Genomic DNA, 22,645 nt, shown 5'->3' with positions numbered 1-22,645 from the left:
CATAGTTCCCTTTTTCTCTAATTTACGTTGGACATTAATTTAGCAATCATTGGACAATGGTTACCGTCAATCGATGGACATTAAGCCGTGTCAGTAACACCTGAACAATTGGAAGGGAAAGGAGAATAGGCAATCAGGCATTCTCGAAAAAGACTTTCTATTATTCCTATGCAACTTCCTTGCTATTTTTAATAAAACCCTCCAGCATCTCTTGTATTGCCACATACATTCTGCACATAACTTTTCATGCCCATCTCATTGAGTCTCTTTTCATCTGTTGAAAAAAGCAGTTCTGTCTGATCTATTGCATTTTTTTGTTCTCAGTATCTACAGTTGTAATATGACCTGAATACTTTATTTTATTAATATCTACATCATTACCTACTGATTCTTTGAGACTTTCCTACTAAGCTCAAAATATGTGCCACCACCGGATATAATTAATGTATTATCATCTTTTATGAAGAATATAGAAACTTGGCCATTTGAATCTGAAACATTAATTTCTGTAATAGTAGGTGCTTTAATTCCTAAAAGATCAAAAGGGATACGATATTTTGATACGAAATCACTTTCCGTAATAATCGTTTTGGTGTAAATAGGATTGGTAGCCACCTTTTCTATATCTGAGGGCTGATCTCCAAAATAACTTGCTTTATTAGCTGTAAAAGTTAAACTTTTCCCTACTAAACTTTCTGCATCCTCTTTACTATAAGTACCTACTCCATAAGCTTGAACTTGATTAATAATCCACTCACCATAGTACGACTCTGAAGCACTTTGATTAGGCTTAGTTATATCTCCAGGGTTAACTTCCTCTTTAGTTTCAGTATCATTATTTGTTTCATCGTTTGTCACAAAACTGCATCCAGTTAAGCTGATTAAACCAATAAAAACCATTACGACTATCGACAATAAAGTACTACTCCTTCTATCAATCTTATTCATTATAATCTCCTCCTAAAATTGGTTGCATAGAGTAAACTGTATGTTACTAATTGGAAATATTTTAATTTTTAATCCTTCCCTTTATTGGATTCCACGGTTAACCCAAGCCCATATTTCTTCATAATTTACGGGATGAAATAAAGTCCTATACCGTCTATTTTAAATAGAACATTCTATTAGTATATTCTATAGTAACCAGTTAAACCCTTTAAAAACCCTATTGTGGTCCTTGTCCTCTACGACAAGTGATGCAGGACTCTTTTGAGTCAAAGTATATGTTCTTATTAAACTAACGGTTGCTTCTTTAGTAAAATAAAGACAGTAAATATACGCAAAAAAACGCTCAGATTCGAGCGTTTTCATTTGCCATTTATATTGTTAATTTGCTGTGGAAACATATGCCCCGATTAGTATGAGATTTACATAGTCATTGGCCCTTTTCAGGTCTACCAAGGCGCTTGCGCTTTTCTATTTTATTAATAGCTGATGGCGACGAAGTTAGTTGCGCTAGTTGCTGTGGAAGTATTGATAGCGACAAAGCTACCTGAGCCATTCGCTGTGAATTCAAGTACTCCATTTTTATATTTTGCTTTTAACGTACTAGTTGAATGTAGATCACGTACTGCTACTTTGTTGTTCTTGATCACTTTGGATTCGTCGATTGGAAGAACAATTTCAATTTTTTCATTGAATTGATTCAACGCGAATCGATTATCGCCAGTACCGCCCTCAAGTCCAAGCATAAAGTTTTCCGAGATGGCATCAGCTATAGAAGATGCATTCGCTTCGCTTAACGTGATTGTAACGTCACCGCCAGCTTGTTGCGTAAGTTTCTCGACTGCTTTTTTGGAGAATAGAAATGACGTTTCTCCCCTAGTGACGATTAAGTCTTTCTTGGATTGAATAATTGTATTTAGGATTGTTGAGTTGAACTCAATTGCGATTTCTTCTGTATTTGCAGGTATTGCGATGATTATTTCTTTTGCTTTTTTATCGTTTACATAGGTTGCAATTTCTGCTTCAGAGACACTATATTTCAGCGCTTCTGGCGTCTCTGGTACTTCCGGTACTGCCGCTGCTTCGACCTTTACGAAAGTTGTTGCTGTGTCATTGCCGTAAGAAGCTGTGATTGTTGTTTCGCCAGCGCCAATTGCACTGATTTGACCTTGCTGAACATCGATGACAGTTGAATCGAATCCACTATATGCAGCGATTTCTGTCACGTCTGTCGGTGTCGCCTCGCCGTTTTTCGTTTCAATCGATTGAACTGAAATGCGCGAAGTTTCCCCTACTACCAATTCCAGTGCTGCTGGATTTGTGATCAATTCTGTTGTGACAATTACTTCTTGTTCAACAATCGCTGTGACCGTCGTTGTGAAGTTCGGATGTGTTACCGTGATGACCGTCTCGCCCGGTCCGACTGCTGTGACTAATCCTTTATTCAACGCAACGACTTTAGGGTCCGCAGATGTAAAGGTGGTATTTGCTGTGACGTTTTTCTCTGTGAAAGAGCCGTCCGCTTTTGTTGTTTTTTCTGTTACTGTCAATTGGTCAGTTGCACCTGCTTTAAGTGTGACACTGTTTTTATCGACTGAATAGGTGATGATGTCTTGTTCTACCCCTTTCACATCAAGGTAAACAAGGATTGGATCCTGATTTGGAATCGTAACTAGTACTTGTGTCTTACCTGCTGCAATCGCTGTGACAAGTCCTTTTTGGACTTTTGCAATTTTATTGTTGACGACTTTGAATGCAGTTGTTGCTGTGACGTCTTTTGTGCTAGTTTGTCCTTTCGGAGTCAGCGTTGTTTGTGTCACTTTCAACTGTAGTTGGTCGCCGACTTGCATTTTCATGTTTGTTTTATTTACTTTGTACGTGATGATATCTTGTGGAAGTTTCACTACTTCAATGTAAACGTAGATGTCTTCCTGGTTTGGAATCATGACGCGCACCTGCGTTTTACCTTCTGCACGTGCTGTGACGAGACCTTTTTGTACCGTTGCAATTTTGTTATTCACGGCATTATAGCTGCCGTTTCCTGTGACATCTTTTTCGGTGACTGTGCCATCTGCTTTTGTCGTCGTTTGTGTGACGTAAAACTGTTCAGATTGGCCAACACCCAGTGTCAGGTTCGTTTTGCTTACTGAATATGTGACTTGGTCTTGCCCAGCTTTCGCTGCCACTTTGACTGAGATTGTTGCTATGAATTCTTTGTAGCTTACTGTGATTTCTGTTGTACCTGCAGCAACAGCTGTTACCTCGCCGTTTTTGACTGTCGCAATTTTTTCATCGGCAGACGTAAATGATGCTTGTGCTGTAACGTTTTTGTCTTCTTTTGTTCCGTCTGCTTTTGTTGTTGTTTCAGTTACTGTTACGTTTTCTGTGCCGCCTATTTGCAGCGCTAATTCTTCTTTATCCACAGAATAGTTGACGCCAGTTCCGTCATTGACTAGCACTTTTTCTGCGGCATTGCCTGCAGCGTCAACATATTTCACTTTGACACTATTTTCTTTCGTTAACGTGCCAACGTCGAATGTAAATGATCCGTCTTGTTCTAATTTAACAGGCCCGGACGATTTCACCGTGTCGTTTTCCATCACTTCAAAAGTTGCTTTGATTTTAGTGTTTATGTCATACCCTAAATCATAGTTTACAAGTTCAGCTTGGTAGTCCACATATTTATCGATAATTTTACCTGTTGCTAGTGTACCTTTAAGTGCTCCTTCAATTGTACCCGCTTCAGACTTCACGACGACCGGGCCAACATAGCCGCTAAGAATTGCTGGAGAGCCTGAAATTGTTTGTCCTGTGAAGTCAATTGTGTAAAGGCCATCTGGTATTGTTGTTTGAACTGCACCTTCTGCCCATGGTTTGTAATTTCCTGCCACGTTGAGCGTGTAAGAACCGGCCGCAAGCGACGTACCTGCATGTAAGTAGCCGATATAGCCATCTTCATATTCTCCGCCTTCAGGATCCATGATATCCCACAGTTCGATATAGTTAGTTGCTACGTCGCCTGTCAGTTTAAATGACAGAACAGCTGAGTCTTTTATACCGTCATTGTTGAATGAAAGATCTGTTTCGGTGATTACAAAGTTTTCGAATGCAGAAGCCGGCGCTCCGCCAAAGTCCGCTGCGAATGGTAATGAAACATCAGTGCCTCCACCGTTAATGTGAATATAGCCTAGAATTTCAGAACCTGGCGAAGCGTTTGCTTTTTTGGAAGCAGTCAATGTAACCTTCAACAATTGCTCGCCATTCAATGTGAATGATGATTTGTCGACCGTTACTTGTGCATCTTCGAATGATTTCGTAACATCGACTGTTACATTGTAATTACCTCCGTTACCTTTCATATCTTTTACAAGAATGTCTTTTGTTACGGAAATATTGTTTGCTTTGATTGATTGAGGGCCGAATGTGACTGTCCCTTTATTATTTTCGACAATCTTACCGCTTGCATCCAACACAGCCTCATCTATTGCATAGGCAAGGATGGTCGGATGTGCTGCTGCATAAGCTTCCACACGCCCTGCACCTTGGGACATGACGTCGTATTTGGTCTTGTCTAAAACTTTTGCACTGTTGGATAGGGCGACTTTCACGTCAAATGCACTCCAACCTGGATTTGCTTGCTTAACAAGTGCAGCAATTCCTGCAATATGCGGTGTTGCCATGGATGTACCTGTTTTTCGAGAGAAAGCTTCTTCATAACTTGCAGCTGGAAAATCTGCTTTGTACATTGGAATGGTTGACATGATATTTGTTCCAGGCGCACTAACGTCTGGTTTGATATCAAAGTTTGGAGTGGATGGTCCACGTGAACTTGATTCATTCACATCGTCTCCAATGGTCATTGTTTTATTGAAGTTACCAAACGTTACTTTTCCTTGTCCACTTTTTAGAGCTGTGCGAATTGCATCTCCGTCTGTGAGGGATAAGTCGTACGTTGGAATGAATTCAAATGCATCGCCAAGGAAAGTTCCTGATGCATTCGGAGTATTAGATCCGCTAGTACTATTGTGTATGATCACGGCAATTGCGCCTTCTTCTTTTGCAGCTTTGATTTTATCGACGAATGCGATTTCACCACGTGCCACGAGGGCTACTTTTCCAGTGACATCGATTCCTTCATAATCTGTTTTCTTCCCAAGCCCTGGTACAGCAATTACGTCATATTCACCTGACAATTGTACCGCTGTATCTTTGCCAAATGTAGTTCCCATTAAATTGATCGTTTTTGATAATTGATAGTCTCCGACTGTTACATGGACGTTGCTATCAAAATGCGCTTCTGGATTCGTTGTATTCCCAACAGCAATTCCAAGACGTGCTGTCGACGGAGTACCCATCGTTCCACGTTTCGGACCTGAGTTTCCTGTTGCGATTACGGAAATTGTTCCAGCCATCATTGCATTATTGATGGCGAATGAACCACCGTCAGTTTCAGAGTTTGCTCCTCCACCAAGTGACAGATTGATAACATCCATCTTTTGTTTGACTGAGTCTTCAATTGCAGCGATGATCCCCGAAGTAGATCCGCTACCGTAAGCCCCTAGAACGCGGTATGCGTAAAGATCTACTTTCGGTGCAATCCCTTTCACTCCGTAAGGATTCGCTCCGATTGCAGCAATTGTTCCTGCAACATGCGTACCATGTGATGTGTAGAAAGCGCTTCCAGTTGCATTAAATTCAGGCGTCCCTGCTGGTCGTTCAACAGGTGAAGTTTCCGATGCATCATTGTCTGCGCGCGCTTTTGTATAAGTCGCAGAGTTTGGAATGAAGTTCTTGCCGCCTTTATAAATGCCGGCAAAGTCAGGGTGATCTTTGTCAATCCCTGTGTCGAGAACAGCAACTTTGATCCCTTGTCCTTCAATTCCTTCCGCCCAAAGCTGCTCAATTCCTAAGAATGAAACGCTAGTGTTCATAGTCGCATCTACCGTTCCAGATGAAACTGGAGCTTCAAACGCATGCACTTCAGTATCCGGTTCAATTAATGTAACCCCTTTGATAGCTAGTAACTTTTCAAGATCTCCTGCTTGTACAGTCGCAGAAAAACCATTTAGTACAGTATCGTACGCGAATTTCTCAGTAAAACTAATATTTTTAACTTGCATCTCTTTTTTCATAGCTGACTGCTGTGATTTAACTTTCTTCCTCACTGCCGTTGCTTCCATAGCAGTAAACGTTTTCCCCGCTAACTCTTTAATCCCCTGTTCAAGCGCAACTGGCTTTTCGGATAAATGAATAATAACTGCAACTTGTCCACTTCCGGTTAAGCTTTGTAAGTCTTTGTGTAACTTAGAGCCACCATCCAATAGATTTAATTGCTCGGCGATAGCCGCTTTTTGTTGCATGATACTTTCGTTGTGATTATCCGGCTTGAACGGTTTTGCCTTTTCTACATTTGCTGAAACCGAGAATGGTGCCAGCAGAGAAAGAACCATTGCAATAGCTAGAAATACGCTGAAAAACTTTGTAAAATTACTTTTCTTCAAATCCCATTTCCCCTTTACCCTTTTATTCACACCTAATTGAATAGTGCGTCATAATGAACCTATCATATTACTAATAGATTTAATAGGATACAAAACGTGAATTTCTGGGAAAATCATGCGTTAGTGGAAAAATCGTTCAAAGGGACTTTGTAAGAATTAATTAAGAGTAGTCCACATGGTTTATGGATAATGGTGGAAATAATACAATGGTCCTAGCACACTAACTTCTTTATTTTTGATACAGTTGACGACCAATCATAAAATAACCTAAAGGAAACCACTTGGAGAAGTTTTGAAAATTACATGCACTTCAACGTGGGAGACCGATCATATATCACGACCAACCGACTATATAACTTGTAAACCGATCATATCGTTTGCAAGAACAATCATATATCCTACACGACCAATCATATTCGCTGCATGATCGATCATATGTACGGCTCCCCCCCGTTAGCCTCCGAACCACAAGCAAAAACCACCCAACTGGAATTGGGTGGCTGTCTACTTTCATATACCTTTAGACGATTGAGGGAAATGGTTCATTCAGTCTTAAATAGCTACCATCATGAAGGACAAGGATTTTCCCTTCATTAAAGTAATCGTTGTAGCGGTTCGCTTCTACTTCAGGGATACCCATGCCGATAAGTGCTCCGGCAAGTCCGCCAACTCCCGCACCGGCAGCCGCGCCGGTAATGCCTGCCACAATTGGGCCAGCCGCGATGATTGGGCCAACTCCTGGTATTGCGAGTGCACCGATTGCTTCCGTTTCTGTATCATAATAGCCAACTACATGTCGTGTAACCATCTCCTAACGCCTCTTAGTATTTTTCAATAAGCTATTTAGCTAACTAGTATAGAAAATCCCCTTTCTAGTTCTTCTAAAACTTTTCAATTGCTACATCTAACAGTTTCATAACGAAAGAATAGTGGAGCGTCAAAAAACCCCGAAAATTTCGGGGTTCTGATATTACCTTATTAGTATATATTTCACGTAATTTCTCCATCCAAATGCTCTCCATTGTTTTTTCGAAGGTAACTCGGTAGGCAATGACATGAATATGCTAGGCGCATATCCGTACGTAACAAGTGCGGGTTCATAAACAACTACATCTCCAAGATTGAGACCTTGCGATACGACCGCCCGGGTTTTCCATGTGAACGGTGTCGCAATGGCCACTTGCTCGGCACGACCTTCTTTGTTAATTATCCATGCATATGCCGTTTCTTTGTATAAGTCATGAAGCCACTTTTCTTTCACTGAAATGACATCCAGCGCTTCATTGACAATAACGATTGCATTGACATTTGCTCCAAACGGCACCGATTGATCAGTAGCATCTGTCACTATTCGTACTTCATAATACGATAGTGGGTTCTTCACTTTCGTTTCGTCGAGTGCTTTGTAGGCTTTGAGCCACTCATTGTCGACTGCAGGCGCCTCGGAAACAGAAAGAACAGTTCCTTCTACTGCGTTTTCGATGCCATTACCTTGGATTAAGACCTGATCACCATCTTCAATTTTCTGCCACTCGTCATTTTTCGCATATGTGACAATCACTTTTTGTGAGCTGAAAATATCAATTGAAAGCATGGAACCGGTACGAGTGACCTTAGAAACCACACCGTCTACAGGGCTGATTAGAGCAGGTCTCCCTGGATTTTGTGACAATTGCGCCTCAACAACCGTTTGTTGGCGCTCGATTTCTGCGAGATCCTGTTCTGCCCCGGCGATGGCCTGTGCAAATGATCCGTCCTGCTTCACATCTACCTGGACATCAACATTTAGCCCAACTTCCACTTTATCGTCAGTTGTATTTCCTTCCACATTTTCTTTACGATTCACATTCGAAGAACTATCCGATTGAGCTTTCTTCCGCTCAGACTCAAGACCCGATATCATGCTTCGAACGGATGATGTCTGTTGTTGAAGAGCCTCGAGTTCAGCTTCCCATACTGCGCGCTGTCCTTCTGCACGTTCTGTTTGTAGAATGGCGATTTCATCCCCAACTGTAACTTGGTCGCCTTCTTTAACTAGCCATGAATCTACCGTATCGTCATTACCCACATATACTGTATAGGTTTCTTCGGGTGCAACAAAACCTTCTTTTGCAAGTTCCTCCCGTTGATCACTGCTTGTCATACGTTCATAGCGTTCGACATATACTGATTTGGTGATGATGCTTTTATCGGAAAATAGCAGATAAAAATTCACTGCTAGAAATGCACTGATTGAGACAGCGACAGCAATATTCATCACTTTATTCACTACCTACACCCCCTTCTACAAAGGAATGGAACAAGCTTTCCAGAGGAATATATCCAACAGCCGCTACTATGAGTGCCATCGCTACATGAATTCCTATAAGTATCCAAATAAATCCTTTTCGTTCAATCTTGCCCGTATACGCGCGGATAAACCGTGATTGAAGTGCAATGATAAGTGCAGTTGTCACTGTCAATTGATTGAGAAATAGGATGATATACCAGGAATCAAGAAATGTTATCGCAAGCGGTCCAAATGATAAGAACGACACACTTGTCGTTGCACCCTTCATTGTAAAGACAACAAGGACAACTCCTTTTTCAAGCAATAGAATACCTGTCACAAGTAGTTGTAATGGTAATAATTTTTTAAACGGGATTGCCGTCAATAGACTTAGTAAGTATGCAAAACCAAAGAAATGAAACGCCATATAAATGAGTGCCCATAAGAGTGCTCCAACTACTGATACATAGCGAGCAATTGTGTAATCCGTTGTGGTCATTGTGGAAAGGAGTGCTGTGATTGACTCCGTATTCATCCCCCATATATCACGAATGACGAATAAAAGAACACCGAAAAAAGCTACGAATAACACGCGTTTTTTGAAGCCGCGCATTGAAGAGTTTTCAAGTTCGTTTGCCAACTGATGTGGATTCGTCAAGAAATGCCAAAACTTAAAGTCAAAAAACATTACGGTAATCCCTTTCTGCTAACTATTGCTGAATTTGATGAAGTCATCTTAACCTCTATGATTACTTTAGCAAAAATTGAGAGATTTGCAATGTTTGGATGCTAGCAAGTAATGTTTTTTCACTATTATTCTTACTAAATAAGTTATAGAAACCTATTAAACATGTTTAAGATGCGGATGGAGCCTGGAGCTAGTCACTATTCTAAGTCAAAAAGTATCACTTTCTTCTAAATAGAGCCGATTCATAGGGAGTGAATAACGGCTTATTTCCCGGGAAATCGACAAAGGGGCGAATAGCTGTGAATAAAGAAGGTTTTTCTGCATTGACATGGATTGACTTTCTGTTTAATATGACAGGTTCCACCATTTTAATTGTGGCTCTATACTTCATTACAGACAAAACTATATAGGCGGCATTTATCCAGATAAGAAGCCAACTATTCAATCGTTCCAACAGACTTAAGAATATCGTGTACATATGCCTTTGGAGAGTGACGAACTGGACGTAAGAAAGCGATCAAACAATTGAATACCTAAATACACTGAGCGAAGATGCCTTGACATTAAAAAAACACCTACCGTTAAACGCTAACGACAGGTGTTTGTTAAGTTTTTCTTTTCAATTTTGCTGCAGTCCTTCCGTCAGTTCATTGAACATTTGTATGTTGTCTGTTTCGAGTGCATAATCAATCATGCGCAATCTGTTATCGGCTTCCAGATGTTCAATGATACCCGCCGCTTCAAGCGTTACAACTTCCGCCGTCTCTACTTCTGCTTCCAGCCCCATCGTTCCTTCAAGAATAGTGGTCAAATGGATATGAAGATCTGAGATAAGGAGCAATTGATAGAGCGGTAATCGAATAAATCGGCTCCCCCGCTGAAACACGAATACTTCCCCGAGATTTTCGACTTGCAAACTCTTGGTATTAATGACGATTTCTTTTCCCTCTGATGGAATGAATTGAAATACGTCCCCCCCTTTAAGAATGGAAAAGTATTGATAAGCAAACACCAATCGGAGATGGAAATCTTCTTGACTCGTGAAGAATGGTGTCATTCGTTGAACTGATAGCATCTTTCTCCCCTCCAATATTGAATATTCTGATTGTTATAAGTCTATCACAAATGTGACTAGTATGTGAACAGTTTTAATAAATTATTATTATAGTATGCCAATCCTCTAGATATGTTGCCGCAACACATAACTTCCTTTTGGTCTTTCCATTACAAATGACATCTTTCTCGGTTCGAAATGAAATTGCAGTGATGATAACCATTCATATATGCCATAGTTTACATCTCTAGGAGAATTCCTCTTTCTCATGAACACTATTTTGTTACGCCTAAAGTCGAGCAGCACAAACTGAAATTCCATTGTACCGAACGCTACCGAACGTAAATATAATATACGTTCCACAGAATCGTAGATAATATGATTAATGGCGGGCGTAATCGTGCATGATAACGGGGTAATGCTTTTTTGAAATTCTTTTTTATGATAAAATTGAGACTCTAAATCAGATACGTATAAAACAATCCTCTCCAATTTCTCACCCATTTCCCAGTTTTTTTAACGACGATGCTCTTAACTTTGATACGTAAACAAACAAAAGAACAAGATATGGAATGACTTCATTTCCGCTCACTGGAGAAAAGCGGTATAATAGAAGGAATGCTTTTCTTAAGGAGTGGTCCGATGAATATGACTGTCGAACGTGTATCCTACTTGCACGAAAATGAAATAAATGAATTTATGAATACAATTAAACATACCCTACGGCCAGATATAGAGCGTAATGCACTCGAAGTCAGACGTGCTGTGGCTCTTGTCAGAAATGGTGCCACCAATTCCTATAAATATGCGCCATCTGAAGGCGCAGTAATAGCGACTCTCCTTGGCGTAGAATCGGAGAGCATTCGCCTTACTTTCAACAAAGCAGATGCGAATTGTACGTGCGGATACGCTGGCTGGTGTTCGCACCGGATTGCAGTCGTGTTTCATCTTTATTCACAACACCATTCTCTGAGCGATTGGCTCCACGAATGGCGCAGAACTGAAGCTGTGCAGATGGCACTGACCATCTCTGACCGTACCCCGGATGCGTGGATTGACGTTCTGACACGCTTAACTCAACCACTTCGAGCAATTGAAGTAGCAGAAAATCCGGGAGTATTCATCCATGAATCTTCTATAGTTGACCAAAAAGCTACTCCGCTTATTCCGTTCGAATATGAATGGAAACCTCTTTTTGAACTCTATTATCGATTACATGTACTGGATGCCGGATGGATCTATGTAAAAGGCCATCTCGGTGGCGAACCGACTTCTTTTTTCTATGGGAAGTGGTATGTGCAAAACTGGCTAACGGAACAGCTCGGAAAGCTGAATGATAGCGTCAATGCAATCGGAGCAAAACCCAAATTGTTTGAAGCAGATGCTTTCCATGAACGAGTGAAAGATCTCGTTCGAACATTCGCTCTTGAAAATTCCGGGTTATTCCACGAACGATTCCAAGTCTATCGCCTTTTTTGGCAACAACTATTTCCGTTTCGAGCTGCGCGGGACACGGAACTAGCGATTCTCAGGAATGAAGAATCAGAGGAAGCTCGAATTTTCATAGCCTTTTTCCACTTAATTCAAGGAGAACATGATGAGTTGGCAGAACTCGTTACACATGTAACAGCTACTAATGTTGCTACATGGCTACCGCTTGCAAAACTAGCGGAAAATAACGATGAAACCGAGGCCCTAGCTATAATTATGCACGCTTTATTGCCCTTCATCGGCGATTACGTAAGCGAATCGGTTTTACTTTCATCTCGTCCAGCTTTCGTGCGGAACATCGATGGTTTATTCGAAGCGGCAGATTTCTCGGAAGAATTACGTGAAAGTATGTTTGCACAATATGGAGAACCCGGCATCGATGTTTACGCAGACTTTCTGGTTGAACGTGAACGTTTTGGCGAATGGGCGGCTCTCATGCATAGATACGGCGTTTCTTATGACGGCGCAGAAGCGGGTGGCCTAAAAGTGGCAATGGCTTCTGATCCTTCAGCCGTCTTGCCTCTACTCCATACGTTTGCTATGGGATTCATCAAAGAAAAAAACCGTCACAGTTATCGACGTGCCGTCAAATTGTTTAAACAAATGAAAACTGGTTCGAAGAAAAGCGGAAAAGCTGACTTTTGGAATCAATATATCGATACAGTGCGTGAAAAAAACCGCAGACTACGCGCATTGATGGAAGAAATGGAGAAAGGGAATTTGAACTTATGACCGGAACATTCACATTGAACCGCCTTTTTCGTATGAACATCCGCTTGATGGAAGACGGACTATTTTCCATTGCCGCTGAGGATGGCAAAGGGTTGACAGTCACGCCAGATGAGCTCGTTTCCTTCCTGTTCTTCAACAATGAACGTGCACTGTACGGGCTACTTGCAACTATGGATGACGAAGCTGCGTATTTACAGGCAGACCAGCTGCTACAAGCTTTTTCTGTTATGCACCCCTACGTTACGTTCGTTGGACTAACAGATGAAGACGATACTCAGCTTTCTTCCATTCGAGAGGCAACTAACGCCTGGACCGATCCTAATCTATGGAATTATGCAGAAGTTGACGGCAACACGATTCGTTTTGACGGTGGCAAAGCCGGTATTTCAGAAGGGGCTGCAGCTGTTATCAGCCAAGCAGTCAGTAGCAAACTTGCCGCATCTGCTATCAACCCCGATCTGCTAGCTTCACTGCTGCCCCATTTACGAATATATGGCTGGCCGGGCGAATCAACTTCCACAATGCCAATCAGTGTTGCTTTCCGCTTAACTGAACCAGAAGCTGAGTCAGATACGGAATGGCTTCTTGAAACGGTTATTGTCGGCGAACGTGGTGCGCATTGGACACCTGCCGCCCGGAAAGTGAATTCATCAGCTGCTGATGCCCTTCCTGCTAAATGGAAACCATACGCAGATGAAGTTGTACAAAAGCAATCCGAAATGACATCATTCCTTGGCTCTGTAGATCTTGCTTCCAGCGAAAGCTTTTTGTCCACACCGATGTCTGATCCGGAAGTACGGACATTCATTAAAGAAGATCTTCCGCTACTTCAATCGTTCGGCTATCCTGTCATCCTGCCTGCATGGTTGAAATCGGTGACAGAATCTAAAATGCGTATTCGAACTAACGCGGGCATACAATCGTATAAATCCGCTACAGGCTTGGATGAAGTACTATCGTTCGATTGGAATTTCTCACTTGCTGGTAACCCAATTGACCGAGACGCATTCCGCAAACTCGTGGACGAAAACCGTGAATACATTCGCTCTGGTGACGAATGGTTCCACATCGATCCTCTTTGGCTCAGAAAAATCCGTGATCTAATGGATCGCGCAGATTCCGGCGAGTGGACTGTTAAAGACCTGCTCTTCCAAGACGTGCCGGAAGAGATTGTTCCTCTTGAAGAGGACGAAGATATTGATGACCCACTTTTTGCTTTCACGATGCACCAATCACTTCGGGGCTATATGGAAATGCTAGCCGATAAAAAAGGGCTTCCCACAGCCGGTATTTCAAAAGATTTACTTGCTGAACTTCGGCCATACCAGGAAGACGGCTATAACTGGCTTATCTTCATGCGTGATAATAGTTTTGGCGCATGCCTTGCCGACGATATGGGACTTGGCAAGACAGTTCAGCTCATTACCTATTTACTGAATATCCACGCGAGACCTGATACAGATTCGCCGTCACTCATCGTTTGTCCCACTAGTGTTCTCGGCAACTGGCAGAAAGAGATCGAACGGTTTGCACCGACCCTTTCTGTCCATACACATTATGGTCCACTACGTGCGAAAGACGAAAGCTTTAAAGAACTAATGGCTCAACTGAAGCCCGATGTCGTTCTTACAACATACGGTACTGCTTCACAGGATGGCGAGATGCTAGCAGAAACGGAATTTGCCAGCATTACACTGGATGAAGCGCAAAACATAAAGAACATGCAGACAAAACAGTCCCGCGTCATCCGTAAGCTTCGCGGCAAGCATCATATCGCACTAACTGGTACACCGATTGAAAACCGTTTATCAGAGCTGTGGGCGATTTTCGACTTTATCCACAAAGGGTACTTTGGCAGTTTCCGCAAGTTCACGGATAACTTCATCATACCGATTGAACGTGATGATTCTGAAGCGGATAAGCGGCAGTTACGAGCAAAAATCCGGCCATTCCTTCTACGCAGAACGAAAAGTGATCCCGATTTACAGCTAAATCTTCCTCAAAAACTTGAGCAAAATGAATATTGTCCTTTAACGACTGAACAGGCTGCCTTATATGAAAGTTTCCTTGAAGAGACGAAATTCAAGTTGCAGACACTTACTGGTTTTGAAAAGAAAGGCCTTATTTTAAAAATGCTTAGCCGATTAAAACAGCTTTGTAACCATCCAGCCTTGTTCTTGAAAGAGCCGCACGCTCCAGCAACACAATTGCTATCTAGATCCAATAAACTAGATTTAATTGTATCAATGGCAGCTGAAATTGCTGCTAATAAGGAACAATGCCTTATCTTCACGCAATACATTGGCATGGGGCAACTAATTCGCCAATGCTTGTCTGAACTTCATGGAATCGATGTGCCATTCTTGACGGGCAGTATGCCAAAAGGTCAGCGTGACCGACTTGTCGAGGCTTTCCAAGAAGGCGAATTCCCTATTTTCATCTTATCGTTAAAAGCAGGCGGAACTGGATTGAACTTAACTGGTGCAAACCACGTATTGCATGCAGATAGATGGTGGAATCCTGCCGTTGAAAACCAGGCTACTGACCGTGCCTATCGCATAGGCCAGACAAAATTCGTCCATGTCCATAAATTTGTGACGATTGGAACGATTGAAGAAAAAATTGACAAGATGTTGGTTGAGAAAGCCGCATTGTCCGCGGATCTCATTCAATCAAGTCAATGGCTGTCTGATTTATCCGAAACCGAACTGGACGATTTGTTATCGTTTGACAACTAAATTCATGCTATATAAGAGGACTCCAGAGCCGCCAGTGCACTGGGGTCTTCTTAGTTACCAGTGTCGAATTCACTTACACACGATCAGCAAATGGAATAATATGTACAGTTCCGAATTTCCTCTTCCTTTCTAGGTCTTCAATTCGATTTAGGCGATTGTTCTGATTGGCTATAATACTGATCAATTGTTCAATTTGCATTTCCATCCGTTTCACGTCCTTTTCAATTGTAATCATGTTCCACACTCCCTTCTCTTTGTAGTCTGCTTGTGTGGATCCCGTCGGCTGGAAACAGTCTTCCTTCCCGGGACCCCCATTAGCATGTTTTCGACGTAAGATATCCGACCCCATCGGATATTAGCGATATATTTCCCTTATTTTTCGCGCGAACAGATGCCCTGAGCATCTGTTCGCGATACTTTTCTATTACTATTACTCTCACTCTAACCGAACATGGGCAGAACCCCTTCTGTTGACATGTCCGGACATTTCTTTTCCTCACATATAGCCTATTAGGGCCTACGGGATGTAGGTCACGCAGCTGCGTTCCGCTAAAGAGGCTTTGCTTACTACCTATCCATTTTCAGTTGTCGGTATGGCCCCGGTTTGTCGTCCGGCTAGTCTGTCCCCTCCTTTTCTCGACCATTCCCTGGCTTTTTATGTATCATTGTGCCTGGTTAAAAAATCGGTAATCCTTCTGTTTCACGGTTGGGCAGATTGAAATGCTCAGCATCACTTTTTTCCTCTTTCGGCAGTGTCATACTACCTACCTGTTCACTATACAAGTTGTCATTGGTGCGTTTCTTCGTTAAAATGAACCGTATATCTTCACCTATCACCTCTGTTACATAGACTCTACTCTTGTCTTCACGTTCGTAGGACCTAGATTGAATACGCCCGCCTACACCGATCAAAGATCCTTTACCGCAATGTTTTGCAGTATTCTCCGCCGCCTTCCCCCACAGCGTACAAAGTACAAAGTCTGTCTCCACTTCTCCTTTTTGGTTTTTAAAATTGCGGTTCACGGCAAGTACAAAGCTTGTTTGTACCCTTCCTTCTGATACTCTTCTCAGAATTGGATCTTTTGTGATACGTCCAACTAGTGCAACTTGGTTCAATCGATTTCCTCCTCTCTCGTTTATTAATCTCATCTTACTTGGTCCATTCTACTTTGTGCAATGTTACATATTTCAATTTTCAGTCTATTTTGAGCTATAAAAACCCAGTTTTGATTAACCACTCAATTACTTTTATTCGTACAAATGGCATAACCGTAAGCCGTATTTGAATTTAACCGATTCGCTCATAATTTAATTTCGCCATGTTTTAAGTTAGTCTCTGAAACTTCTGCCTATGTTATAATAAAAGGAAAAAGATTGAGGTGGATACCGATGAAAACATTCAAAATGTTGTCTGTCGGAATATTACACGAAGAAAGCATGCTGGATTTTCCTCTCATAGACGGAATTATAATCAACCAGGAAAACAGTCACCGTATGTGGATATTGGAGATGTTCATTGATAAGGTACATCAGCCCGTCTTTGAAAAGTGGATGGCTGATGAAGATTTACTTGAAGTAAAGGTCGTCATTTCTTATCCCGAAAATGAACCAGCTGCTTTCCGCGTCGCTATTAAAGGGGTTAAGCTAATTGGTGATAATGTCTCAGTGTTAATGAAAGGCCGCTTGAAACGAGCACGTGCGCAGTATGCAGAGCAGTTGTTGGAAGAATTGATTGGCGAGGGGCTGGGTGGCGCTGATTTGCTGCAACGTTTCGAGTCCGATATGCGCTCTCGTCCACGTTTAAAAATGGATCAGGAAAAAGCGGATAAATGACTTCGTGCTGCCTGGAATACGGGCAGTTTTTTTGTTGAGAAAAGCGCAAGGCGGCGTTTAGTTGCGACTGGGGCCAAACGCACGGGTCATAAGTCAGCCCGGCTGTGCGGCAAAGAACGCCGCTTCTCCGGTCCGTCTTATGCCTGTCGCGTCTGGGCGGCGCCCTGCGCTTTTGAATTCAAAAAAACCGCCTCTAGTGTTACGAGGCGGTTTCCGCACGGCTTGCGGTTAACGATTGTTTCCGTTCATTTTGTTCTGATCTAGATTTTTGTCGCTAGTTGTACCAGTTGGCGTATTCGTTTCTCCATCATTTAAAACGCCTTCATTCGGAGTCATGTTGTTGTTATTTTCGATAACTTCGTCACGTACTCCATTGTTATTAATGACACCGTCTTTCACATCGGTACCATTCTCAAGACCATCCATATTCGGTCCTGTTTGCCCGTCGTGCACTTCAGGCGTTATGTCCCTCGTCCGATCCTCCACTTTTTCCATTGGAGTTTCGTTGTTATTCGGAACTACATCTTTGTTTCCACAAGCAGTAAGTACGAGTCCCGACATCAGAACAAGTGGTATCGCTTTTTTGAACATGAAAAGATTCCCTCCTCTCCACAAGCCGTCTATCACACAAAGCTGTATGATACTTCGTAGCTTTGCCCGAAATGAGGGAACTATCCATTTTTCTTTTTTAAGCTTCTAAATATTTTTTAAGCAATGTGTCAACGTATACAGCTTCAGCTTTACAGTCATACTCGTAATGAGTATCAAGCTCTTCCTGCATGCTTTGGATTGCTACAATCTGTTCTTCAGACGGCGGCTCACTGAGGATGCGGGCGATGATGTCATTGATACGCTGCGCGAGGTCTTCATGGAATTCCGGATTTATTTTCATGTCTTCCGGAATTTTCGAGTACCAAAGCGCTTTTACGGTAATATATTCACGCCAGCTGGCGATATAATCATCGATACTGAATTTTTCACCGGACCACTCAATATCGCTCATGTATTGTTCGAACGTCTGTGTGATGGACCTCGTAATACTACTTTTTAAATTTGGAGAAAGATCTTTAAACATAACGATTTGTTACCTCCCACTTTAGAAGTGCGTTGTAACCGCACCGTAATGACCATTGTAACTAAACTTTAAGGCGTTCGCAAATTTAATTCCCATTTTTTGAAACAATAGGACCTAAAGCAAACGTAATTTCTGTTTCACACGCGATTTCTCCGTCAACCGTTGCGATGGCTTTTCCTTTACCAATCGTACCGCGAAGTCGTGTGATTTCCACTTCGAGTTTTAGCGTATCGCCTGGCGTTACTTGCCGTTTGAAGCGACAATTATCGATACCAGCAAAAAAGGCAAGACGGCCTTTGTTTTCTTCTTTTAGCAATAAAGCGACTGCACCGACTTGCGCCAGCGCTTCCACAATAAGAACGCCTGGCATAACCGGATAGCCCGGGAAATGTCCATTGAAGAAGTCTTCATTGATTGTCACATTTTTTATACCAACTGCTCGCTTTCCCTCTTCGACCTCAAGAATCCGATCTACCATAAGAAACGGGTAACGATGCGGCAAAATTGCCTGTATCTGTTCTGCTGTTAGCATAGCCATCCTCCTAACATTGTAATGTTTTTTTCTATTCGTACAAAAGAGTGTTTTACGACTCTTTCCCATTGATGATATCCAAAATGTGGGTCCAAGTTTCTTTCTTAAAGACATCACTCGAATCCCCATCACCAATACTGCTATAGCCTATAAGAGCTCCAAGATAGACTGCACCGGCTAGAAGCAAGAGAACAAGTATCACACGAAGCCAAATTGGAAGGATACGAATTTGCACCCAAAATTGCTTTTTGAGTGGAGTTTCCTCTACAGGCTTATTTTGCCGTCCGCGTTCTTTACGAGTAGACCGAATTAAAGGTGGTGCGTTCTCCTTTTCCCTCGACTCATTCGAATTCAAGTTGGTTCTTTTTTCATCTGTCATATTCAGTACTCCCTATTTGTCCAGTCCTCAGATACCTACCGGATGCAGGTAGACTAGCCTTTTCGTCTGTCTCATGCACTTCAGAGCCGAACGTTACTATTTTTAAAAAAACTTTTATCGGATGCCGTTAATCAGACCAAGCATCTGGTCTGCAAGCGTCACTGCCCGTGCATTAAATTGATAATTACGCTGCACACTAATGAGATCCGTCATCTCTTTCTGAGAGTTAACATTTGATGCTTCAAGAGCCTGACCTTCCAATCCGATTACGTTCCGTGCAGCCCCTTGTAGCTCAGTTAAAACTTGTTGTTGCGTGACACCAAGATCCGCCAAGTTTTCAGGTAATGCAAAATTCGTTGCCGATAAACGCTGCATCAAATTTGGTCGTTCCATCACCGTCACAGCCAGTTCGATTGTCTGCGTCGTCCCATCTGCTTTTGTCAGTTGCAAATTTCCGCCCGGTTTAACTGTATAATTTGTAACATTATCTGAAAATGTGACTGGCAATCCTGCACTGTTTGCAACCGGATAACCCTCACCATTAACAAGCATCACTTGTCCGTTTGCAACTGGTGAAACGTAGAAATTCCCTTGCCGTGTATAAACAGTTTGTTCCCCGCCTCCGTCAGGCATAAGAACGTTGAAATATTGTTTTGGTGTCGTCAGTGCAAAATCAAGTTCGCGGCCCGTCGTTTGCAAGGACCCTGCTTTCCAATTCATCTGCGATTGACCAAGTACAGCACCTGATCCGTAGCGGATACCGACGGGTGATTGACGCGGCGCAGTGTCTGCTTTATCATTATTGAATTGTTGGACTAACATTTCTTGGAATTTAGCATCGCTCGATTTATAGCCATGAGTCGAAATGTTTGCGAGGTTATTCCCGATTACATCCATTTGACTTTGCAATTGACTCAGAGTATTTGTTGCTGTCGTCATTGTGCGTATCATGCATCCCGACCCCTTTCGAATGGCGTGTCATTAATTGACGCGTCCGACTTCCGTTACCGCTTTTTCCATGCTGCGGTCATAGGCCTGAAGAATTTTTTGATTGGCCTCGAATGCACGGTATGCAGTAAGCATGTCCGTCATCGTTCGTGCTGCATCGACATTCGAACCTTCGAGATAACCTTGCTGCATCGAATAGGTGACGCCTGCCGTGCCGTTTGCGGCTGCAAGGTTTTCGCCGCCTTCAGTCACGAACATGCCATTTCCCTGTTTCAGAAGCATGTCAGGGCGCTGCGCGAATGAAATACCAAGTGTTGCGACAGCCGTGTTACCCTCCATAATTACGCCTTCATCCGTGACACGGAAATCATCATTTTGCAAGGCAATCCGCTGCCCATTATTATCAAGAACATATGCGCCACCTGCACTAGTCAAAAACCCGCTAGGATCAAGTGTGAAATTACCGTTCTTTGTATATTGTTCACTTCCACCCTCATTTTCAAGTCTGAAGAAGATGGCGGACTGAGTCCCTGTTTCTGCATCAATCGGTAAGCGGCCGTCAATCAGTGCGATATCAGTCGTCAGCTCAGTTTCGCGCAATTGTCCCTGCGTGAATAATGGCAACGTCTCCTGCGTATAAACGCCTGTCGAAACTGAACCAACCGGGGACAAGCCCTTCATTTGAAAGCCGTTTTCTGTTGGGATATTTGCCGTGTTAATACTCGACATATACATTTCGGGAAACGAACGAATCACCGATTGGTCCGCCTTGAAACCTGGCGTGTTGGCATTCGCCATATTGTTCGCCAGTATTTCTGTTCTGCGTTGCTGTGCGATCATCCCTGATCCGGCTGTGTAAAATCCACGGAACATACGCCCACCTCCTGTTACTTCACTATTAGTGTTGTTAACAATTACCAACGATTAGAGATTTTGTCCATATTCTCCAATAAAATGCCTGTCCCAATTGCAACGCAATCGAGTGGATTATCTGAAATGAACACGGGAACTTTCAATTCATCAGCGAGTAATTGGTCGATGCCGTGCAATAACGCACCGCCCCCAGTAAGAAATACGCCACGATCGATAATGTCAGCAGACAATTCAGGCGGTGTTTTTTCCAAGACATTTTTTGCTGCATGGACAATCATATAGATTGATTCTTTCAGTGCAACAGCGATTTCATCAGAATGGATTGTGACTGTACGGGGAAGTCCCGAAACCATGTCACGTCCCCTTATATCTATCTGTTCTTTTCGACTGCCTGGGAAAACCGTACCAACATTGAATTTGATATTTTCTGCAGTCCGTTCTCCGATAAGCAATTTATAATGGTGTTTAATATATTGTGTAATATCGTTGTCAAAAGTATCTCCGGCTACAGTAATAGAGCGTGATGTAACGATGTCTCCCATCGATAAAACAGCGACATCCGTTGTACCCCCACCGATATCGACAACCATGTTTCCACTCGGTTGGAAAATATCCATTCCAGCTCCGATCGCTGCAACTTTCGGCTCTTCTTCAAGATAAATTTTCTTGCCGCCCGATTTTTCAGCTGCTTGTCGAATGGCTTTCTGTTCGACGCTCGTAATGTTTGTTGGACAACAGATAAGAATTCTAGGTTTTGAAAAAAATCCTTTAACGTCCAATTTATTCATGAAGTGGCTAAGCATAGCTTCCGTAACGTCAAAATCAGCGATAACCCCGTCTTTCATAGGTCTAATCGCAATTATATTGGCGGGCGTCCTACCAACCATTTGTCTTGCTTCTTCTCCGACTGCCAGTACTTTATTTGTATTTTTATCAATTGCCACGACTGAGGGTTCGTTTAAAACAATCCCTTTTCCTTTAACGTGTATTAAGACGTTTGCCGTACCAAGGTCAATTCCAATATCTTTTGTAAACATTGTTTCTGTTTCCCCTTCCACCTGCATCATCGGATATTCCCGTGTATGTATACGCTTCTAACTAACAATTTTACCATAGTTAACTGGCAATGAATATACTTTAGAACTAATAGAAAAACGGAAGGCGCCGTCCAGCCCCGACAGGCACTGAAAGGCATAAAGAAAAAGGCGGTCTTTGCCTTTTATCTTCGAGTCTGAAGTGACCCAAGCGTTTGGCGCCTGAAGCCTAGACAACATAGAAAAGCGAAAGCGCCTGTTCAGCCCCGACAGGCACTGAAAGACTCGAAGAAAAAGGCGATCTGTGCCTTTTATCTTCGAGTCTGAAGTGACCCGAGGGGCTAGGCGCTGGAGCCTAGACAACATAGAAAAGCGGAAGGCGCCGTCCAGACGCGACAGGCATAAGACGGACAGGCGAAGCGGCGTTCTTTGCCGCATTGTCGGTCTGGCTTATGACCAAAGCGTTTGGCGCCTGGAGCCTAGACAACATAGAAAAGCGGAAGGCGCCGTCCAGACGCGACAGGCACTGAAAGACATAAAGATAAAGGCGGTC

General features: G+C 42.7%; 18 protein-coding genes and 1 pseudogene. 3 read left to right on the top strand and 16 right to left on the bottom strand.

All coding sequences use genetic code 11. The features are described from left to right. Window positions 1-381: 381 nt before the first annotated feature. The 6 genes and pseudogenes from I2484_RS18275 to I2484_RS18250 all read right to left on the bottom strand — a co-directional run bounded on the left by I2484_RS18275 (window position 382) and on the right by I2484_RS18250 (window position 10,478). Window positions 382-948 carry a hypothetical protein gene (locus tag I2484_RS18275; RefSeq protein WP_207152497.1) on the bottom strand — a complete coding sequence of 189 codons (567 nt, stop codon included), beginning with the start codon at window positions 946-948 and terminating at the stop codon, window positions 382-384. A gap of 476 nt (window positions 949-1,424) precedes the next feature. Next, window positions 1,425-6,446: a S8 family serine peptidase gene (locus I2484_RS18270; protein WP_275956889.1), complete on the bottom strand. Its 5,022-nt coding sequence runs from the start codon at window positions 6,444-6,446 to the stop codon at window positions 1,425-1,427. Window positions 6,447-6,966: 520 nt separating this feature from the next. Beyond that, window positions 6,967-7,206: pseudogene (locus I2484_RS18265) on the bottom strand (general stress protein); the annotation flags it as partial. A 210-nt stretch (window positions 7,207-7,416) separates the two neighbouring features. After that, on the bottom strand, window positions 7,417-8,715 hold the full coding sequence (locus I2484_RS18260) for an efflux RND transporter periplasmic adaptor subunit (protein ID WP_207152495.1): 1,299 nt from the start codon (window positions 8,713-8,715) through the stop codon (window positions 7,417-7,419). Then, window positions 8,708-9,403 (bottom strand): hypothetical protein, encoded by a 696-nt coding sequence (locus I2484_RS18255; RefSeq protein WP_207152494.1) that lies wholly within the window; start codon window positions 9,401-9,403, stop codon window positions 8,708-8,710. The genes I2484_RS18260 and I2484_RS18255 overlap by 8 nt, the downstream gene beginning before the upstream one ends. A gap of 619 nt (window positions 9,404-10,022) precedes the next feature. After that, a complete protein-coding gene (locus I2484_RS18250; protein ID WP_207152493.1) occupies window positions 10,023-10,478 on the bottom strand; it encodes a transcriptional regulator in 456 nt (151 codons plus the stop codon). A gap of 621 nt (window positions 10,479-11,099) precedes the next feature. Between I2484_RS18250 and I2484_RS18245 the strand changes: the two genes are divergently transcribed. Together I2484_RS18245 and I2484_RS18240 are read left to right on the top strand one after the other, a co-directional pair. Beyond that, on the top strand, window positions 11,100-12,680 hold the full coding sequence (locus I2484_RS18245) for an SWIM zinc finger family protein (RefSeq protein WP_207152492.1): 1,581 nt from the start codon (window positions 11,100-11,102) through the stop codon (window positions 12,678-12,680). After that, entirely contained in the window at window positions 12,677-15,418 is a 2,742-nt protein-coding gene (locus tag I2484_RS18240) for a DEAD/DEAH box helicase (RefSeq protein ID WP_207152491.1), read from the top strand. The genes I2484_RS18245 and I2484_RS18240 overlap by 4 nt, the downstream gene beginning before the upstream one ends. A 73-nt stretch (window positions 15,419-15,491) precedes the next feature. Here I2484_RS18240 and I2484_RS18235 read toward each other — a convergent pair whose 3' ends face one another. Together I2484_RS18235 and I2484_RS18230 are read right to left on the bottom strand one after the other, a co-directional pair. After that, window positions 15,492-15,653 carry a hypothetical protein gene (locus I2484_RS18235; RefSeq protein ID WP_207152490.1) on the bottom strand — a complete coding sequence of 54 codons (162 nt, stop codon included), beginning with the start codon at window positions 15,651-15,653 and terminating at the stop codon, window positions 15,492-15,494. Between the two features lie 440 nt (window positions 15,654-16,093). Continuing rightward, window positions 16,094-16,534: a single-stranded DNA-binding protein gene (locus I2484_RS18230; protein ID WP_207152489.1), complete on the bottom strand. Its 441-nt coding sequence runs from the start codon at window positions 16,532-16,534 to the stop codon at window positions 16,094-16,096. Window positions 16,535-16,807: 273 nt separating this feature from the next. Between I2484_RS18230 and I2484_RS18225 the strand changes: the two genes are divergently transcribed. Continuing rightward, window positions 16,808-17,251 carry a YwpF family protein gene (locus tag I2484_RS18225; RefSeq protein WP_207152488.1) on the top strand — a complete coding sequence of 148 codons (444 nt, stop codon included), beginning with the start codon at window positions 16,808-16,810 and terminating at the stop codon, window positions 17,249-17,251. Window positions 17,252-17,479: 228 nt separating this feature from the next. On the opposite strand, the gene I2484_RS18220 is transcribed toward I2484_RS18225, so the two are convergent. The 8 genes from I2484_RS18220 to I2484_RS18185 form a co-directional block, all read right to left on the bottom strand. Continuing rightward, a complete protein-coding gene (locus I2484_RS18220; RefSeq protein WP_207152487.1) occupies window positions 17,480-17,842 on the bottom strand; it encodes a hypothetical protein in 363 nt (120 codons plus the stop codon). A 97-nt stretch (window positions 17,843-17,939) separates the two neighbouring features. Continuing rightward, entirely contained in the window at window positions 17,940-18,326 is a 387-nt protein-coding gene (locus tag I2484_RS18215; protein WP_207152486.1) for a hypothetical protein, read from the bottom strand. Window positions 18,327-18,411: 85 nt separating this feature from the next. Beyond that, window positions 18,412-18,858: a 3-hydroxyacyl-ACP dehydratase FabZ gene (fabZ, locus tag I2484_RS18210; protein WP_207152485.1), complete on the bottom strand. Its 447-nt coding sequence runs from the start codon at window positions 18,856-18,858 to the stop codon at window positions 18,412-18,414. A gap of 52 nt (window positions 18,859-18,910) precedes the next feature. After that, window positions 18,911-19,237, bottom strand: coding sequence for a DNA-directed RNA polymerase subunit beta (locus I2484_RS18205; protein ID WP_207152484.1), 327 nt, complete (start codon window positions 19,235-19,237; stop codon window positions 18,911-18,913). Window positions 19,238-19,351: 114 nt separating this feature from the next. Next, window positions 19,352-20,188, bottom strand: coding sequence for a flagellar hook-basal body protein (locus tag I2484_RS18200; protein ID WP_207152483.1), 837 nt, complete (start codon window positions 20,186-20,188; stop codon window positions 19,352-19,354). 30 nt (window positions 20,189-20,218) lie between these two features. Next, a complete protein-coding gene (locus tag I2484_RS18195) occupies window positions 20,219-21,058 on the bottom strand; it encodes a flagellar hook-basal body protein (RefSeq protein ID WP_207152482.1) in 840 nt (279 codons plus the stop codon). 41 nt (window positions 21,059-21,099) lie between these two features. After that, complete coding sequence (gene mreB, locus I2484_RS18190) at window positions 21,100-22,095, bottom strand: rod shape-determining protein (protein WP_207152498.1); 996 nt, start codon at window positions 22,093-22,095, stop codon at window positions 21,100-21,102. A 352-nt stretch (window positions 22,096-22,447) separates the two neighbouring features. After that, on the bottom strand, window positions 22,448-22,645 hold a 198-nt coding region (locus tag I2484_RS18185), incomplete at its 5' end, for a hypothetical protein (RefSeq protein ID WP_207152481.1).

This window comes from Sporosarcina sp. E16_8 (genome assembly GCF_017347095.1).
In the GTDB taxonomy this organism is placed as follows: domain Bacteria; phylum Bacillota; class Bacilli; order Bacillales_A; family Planococcaceae; genus Sporosarcina.
Note: the sequence above shows the minus strand (reverse complement) of the source record. Positions and strands in the feature narration are given on the sequence as shown.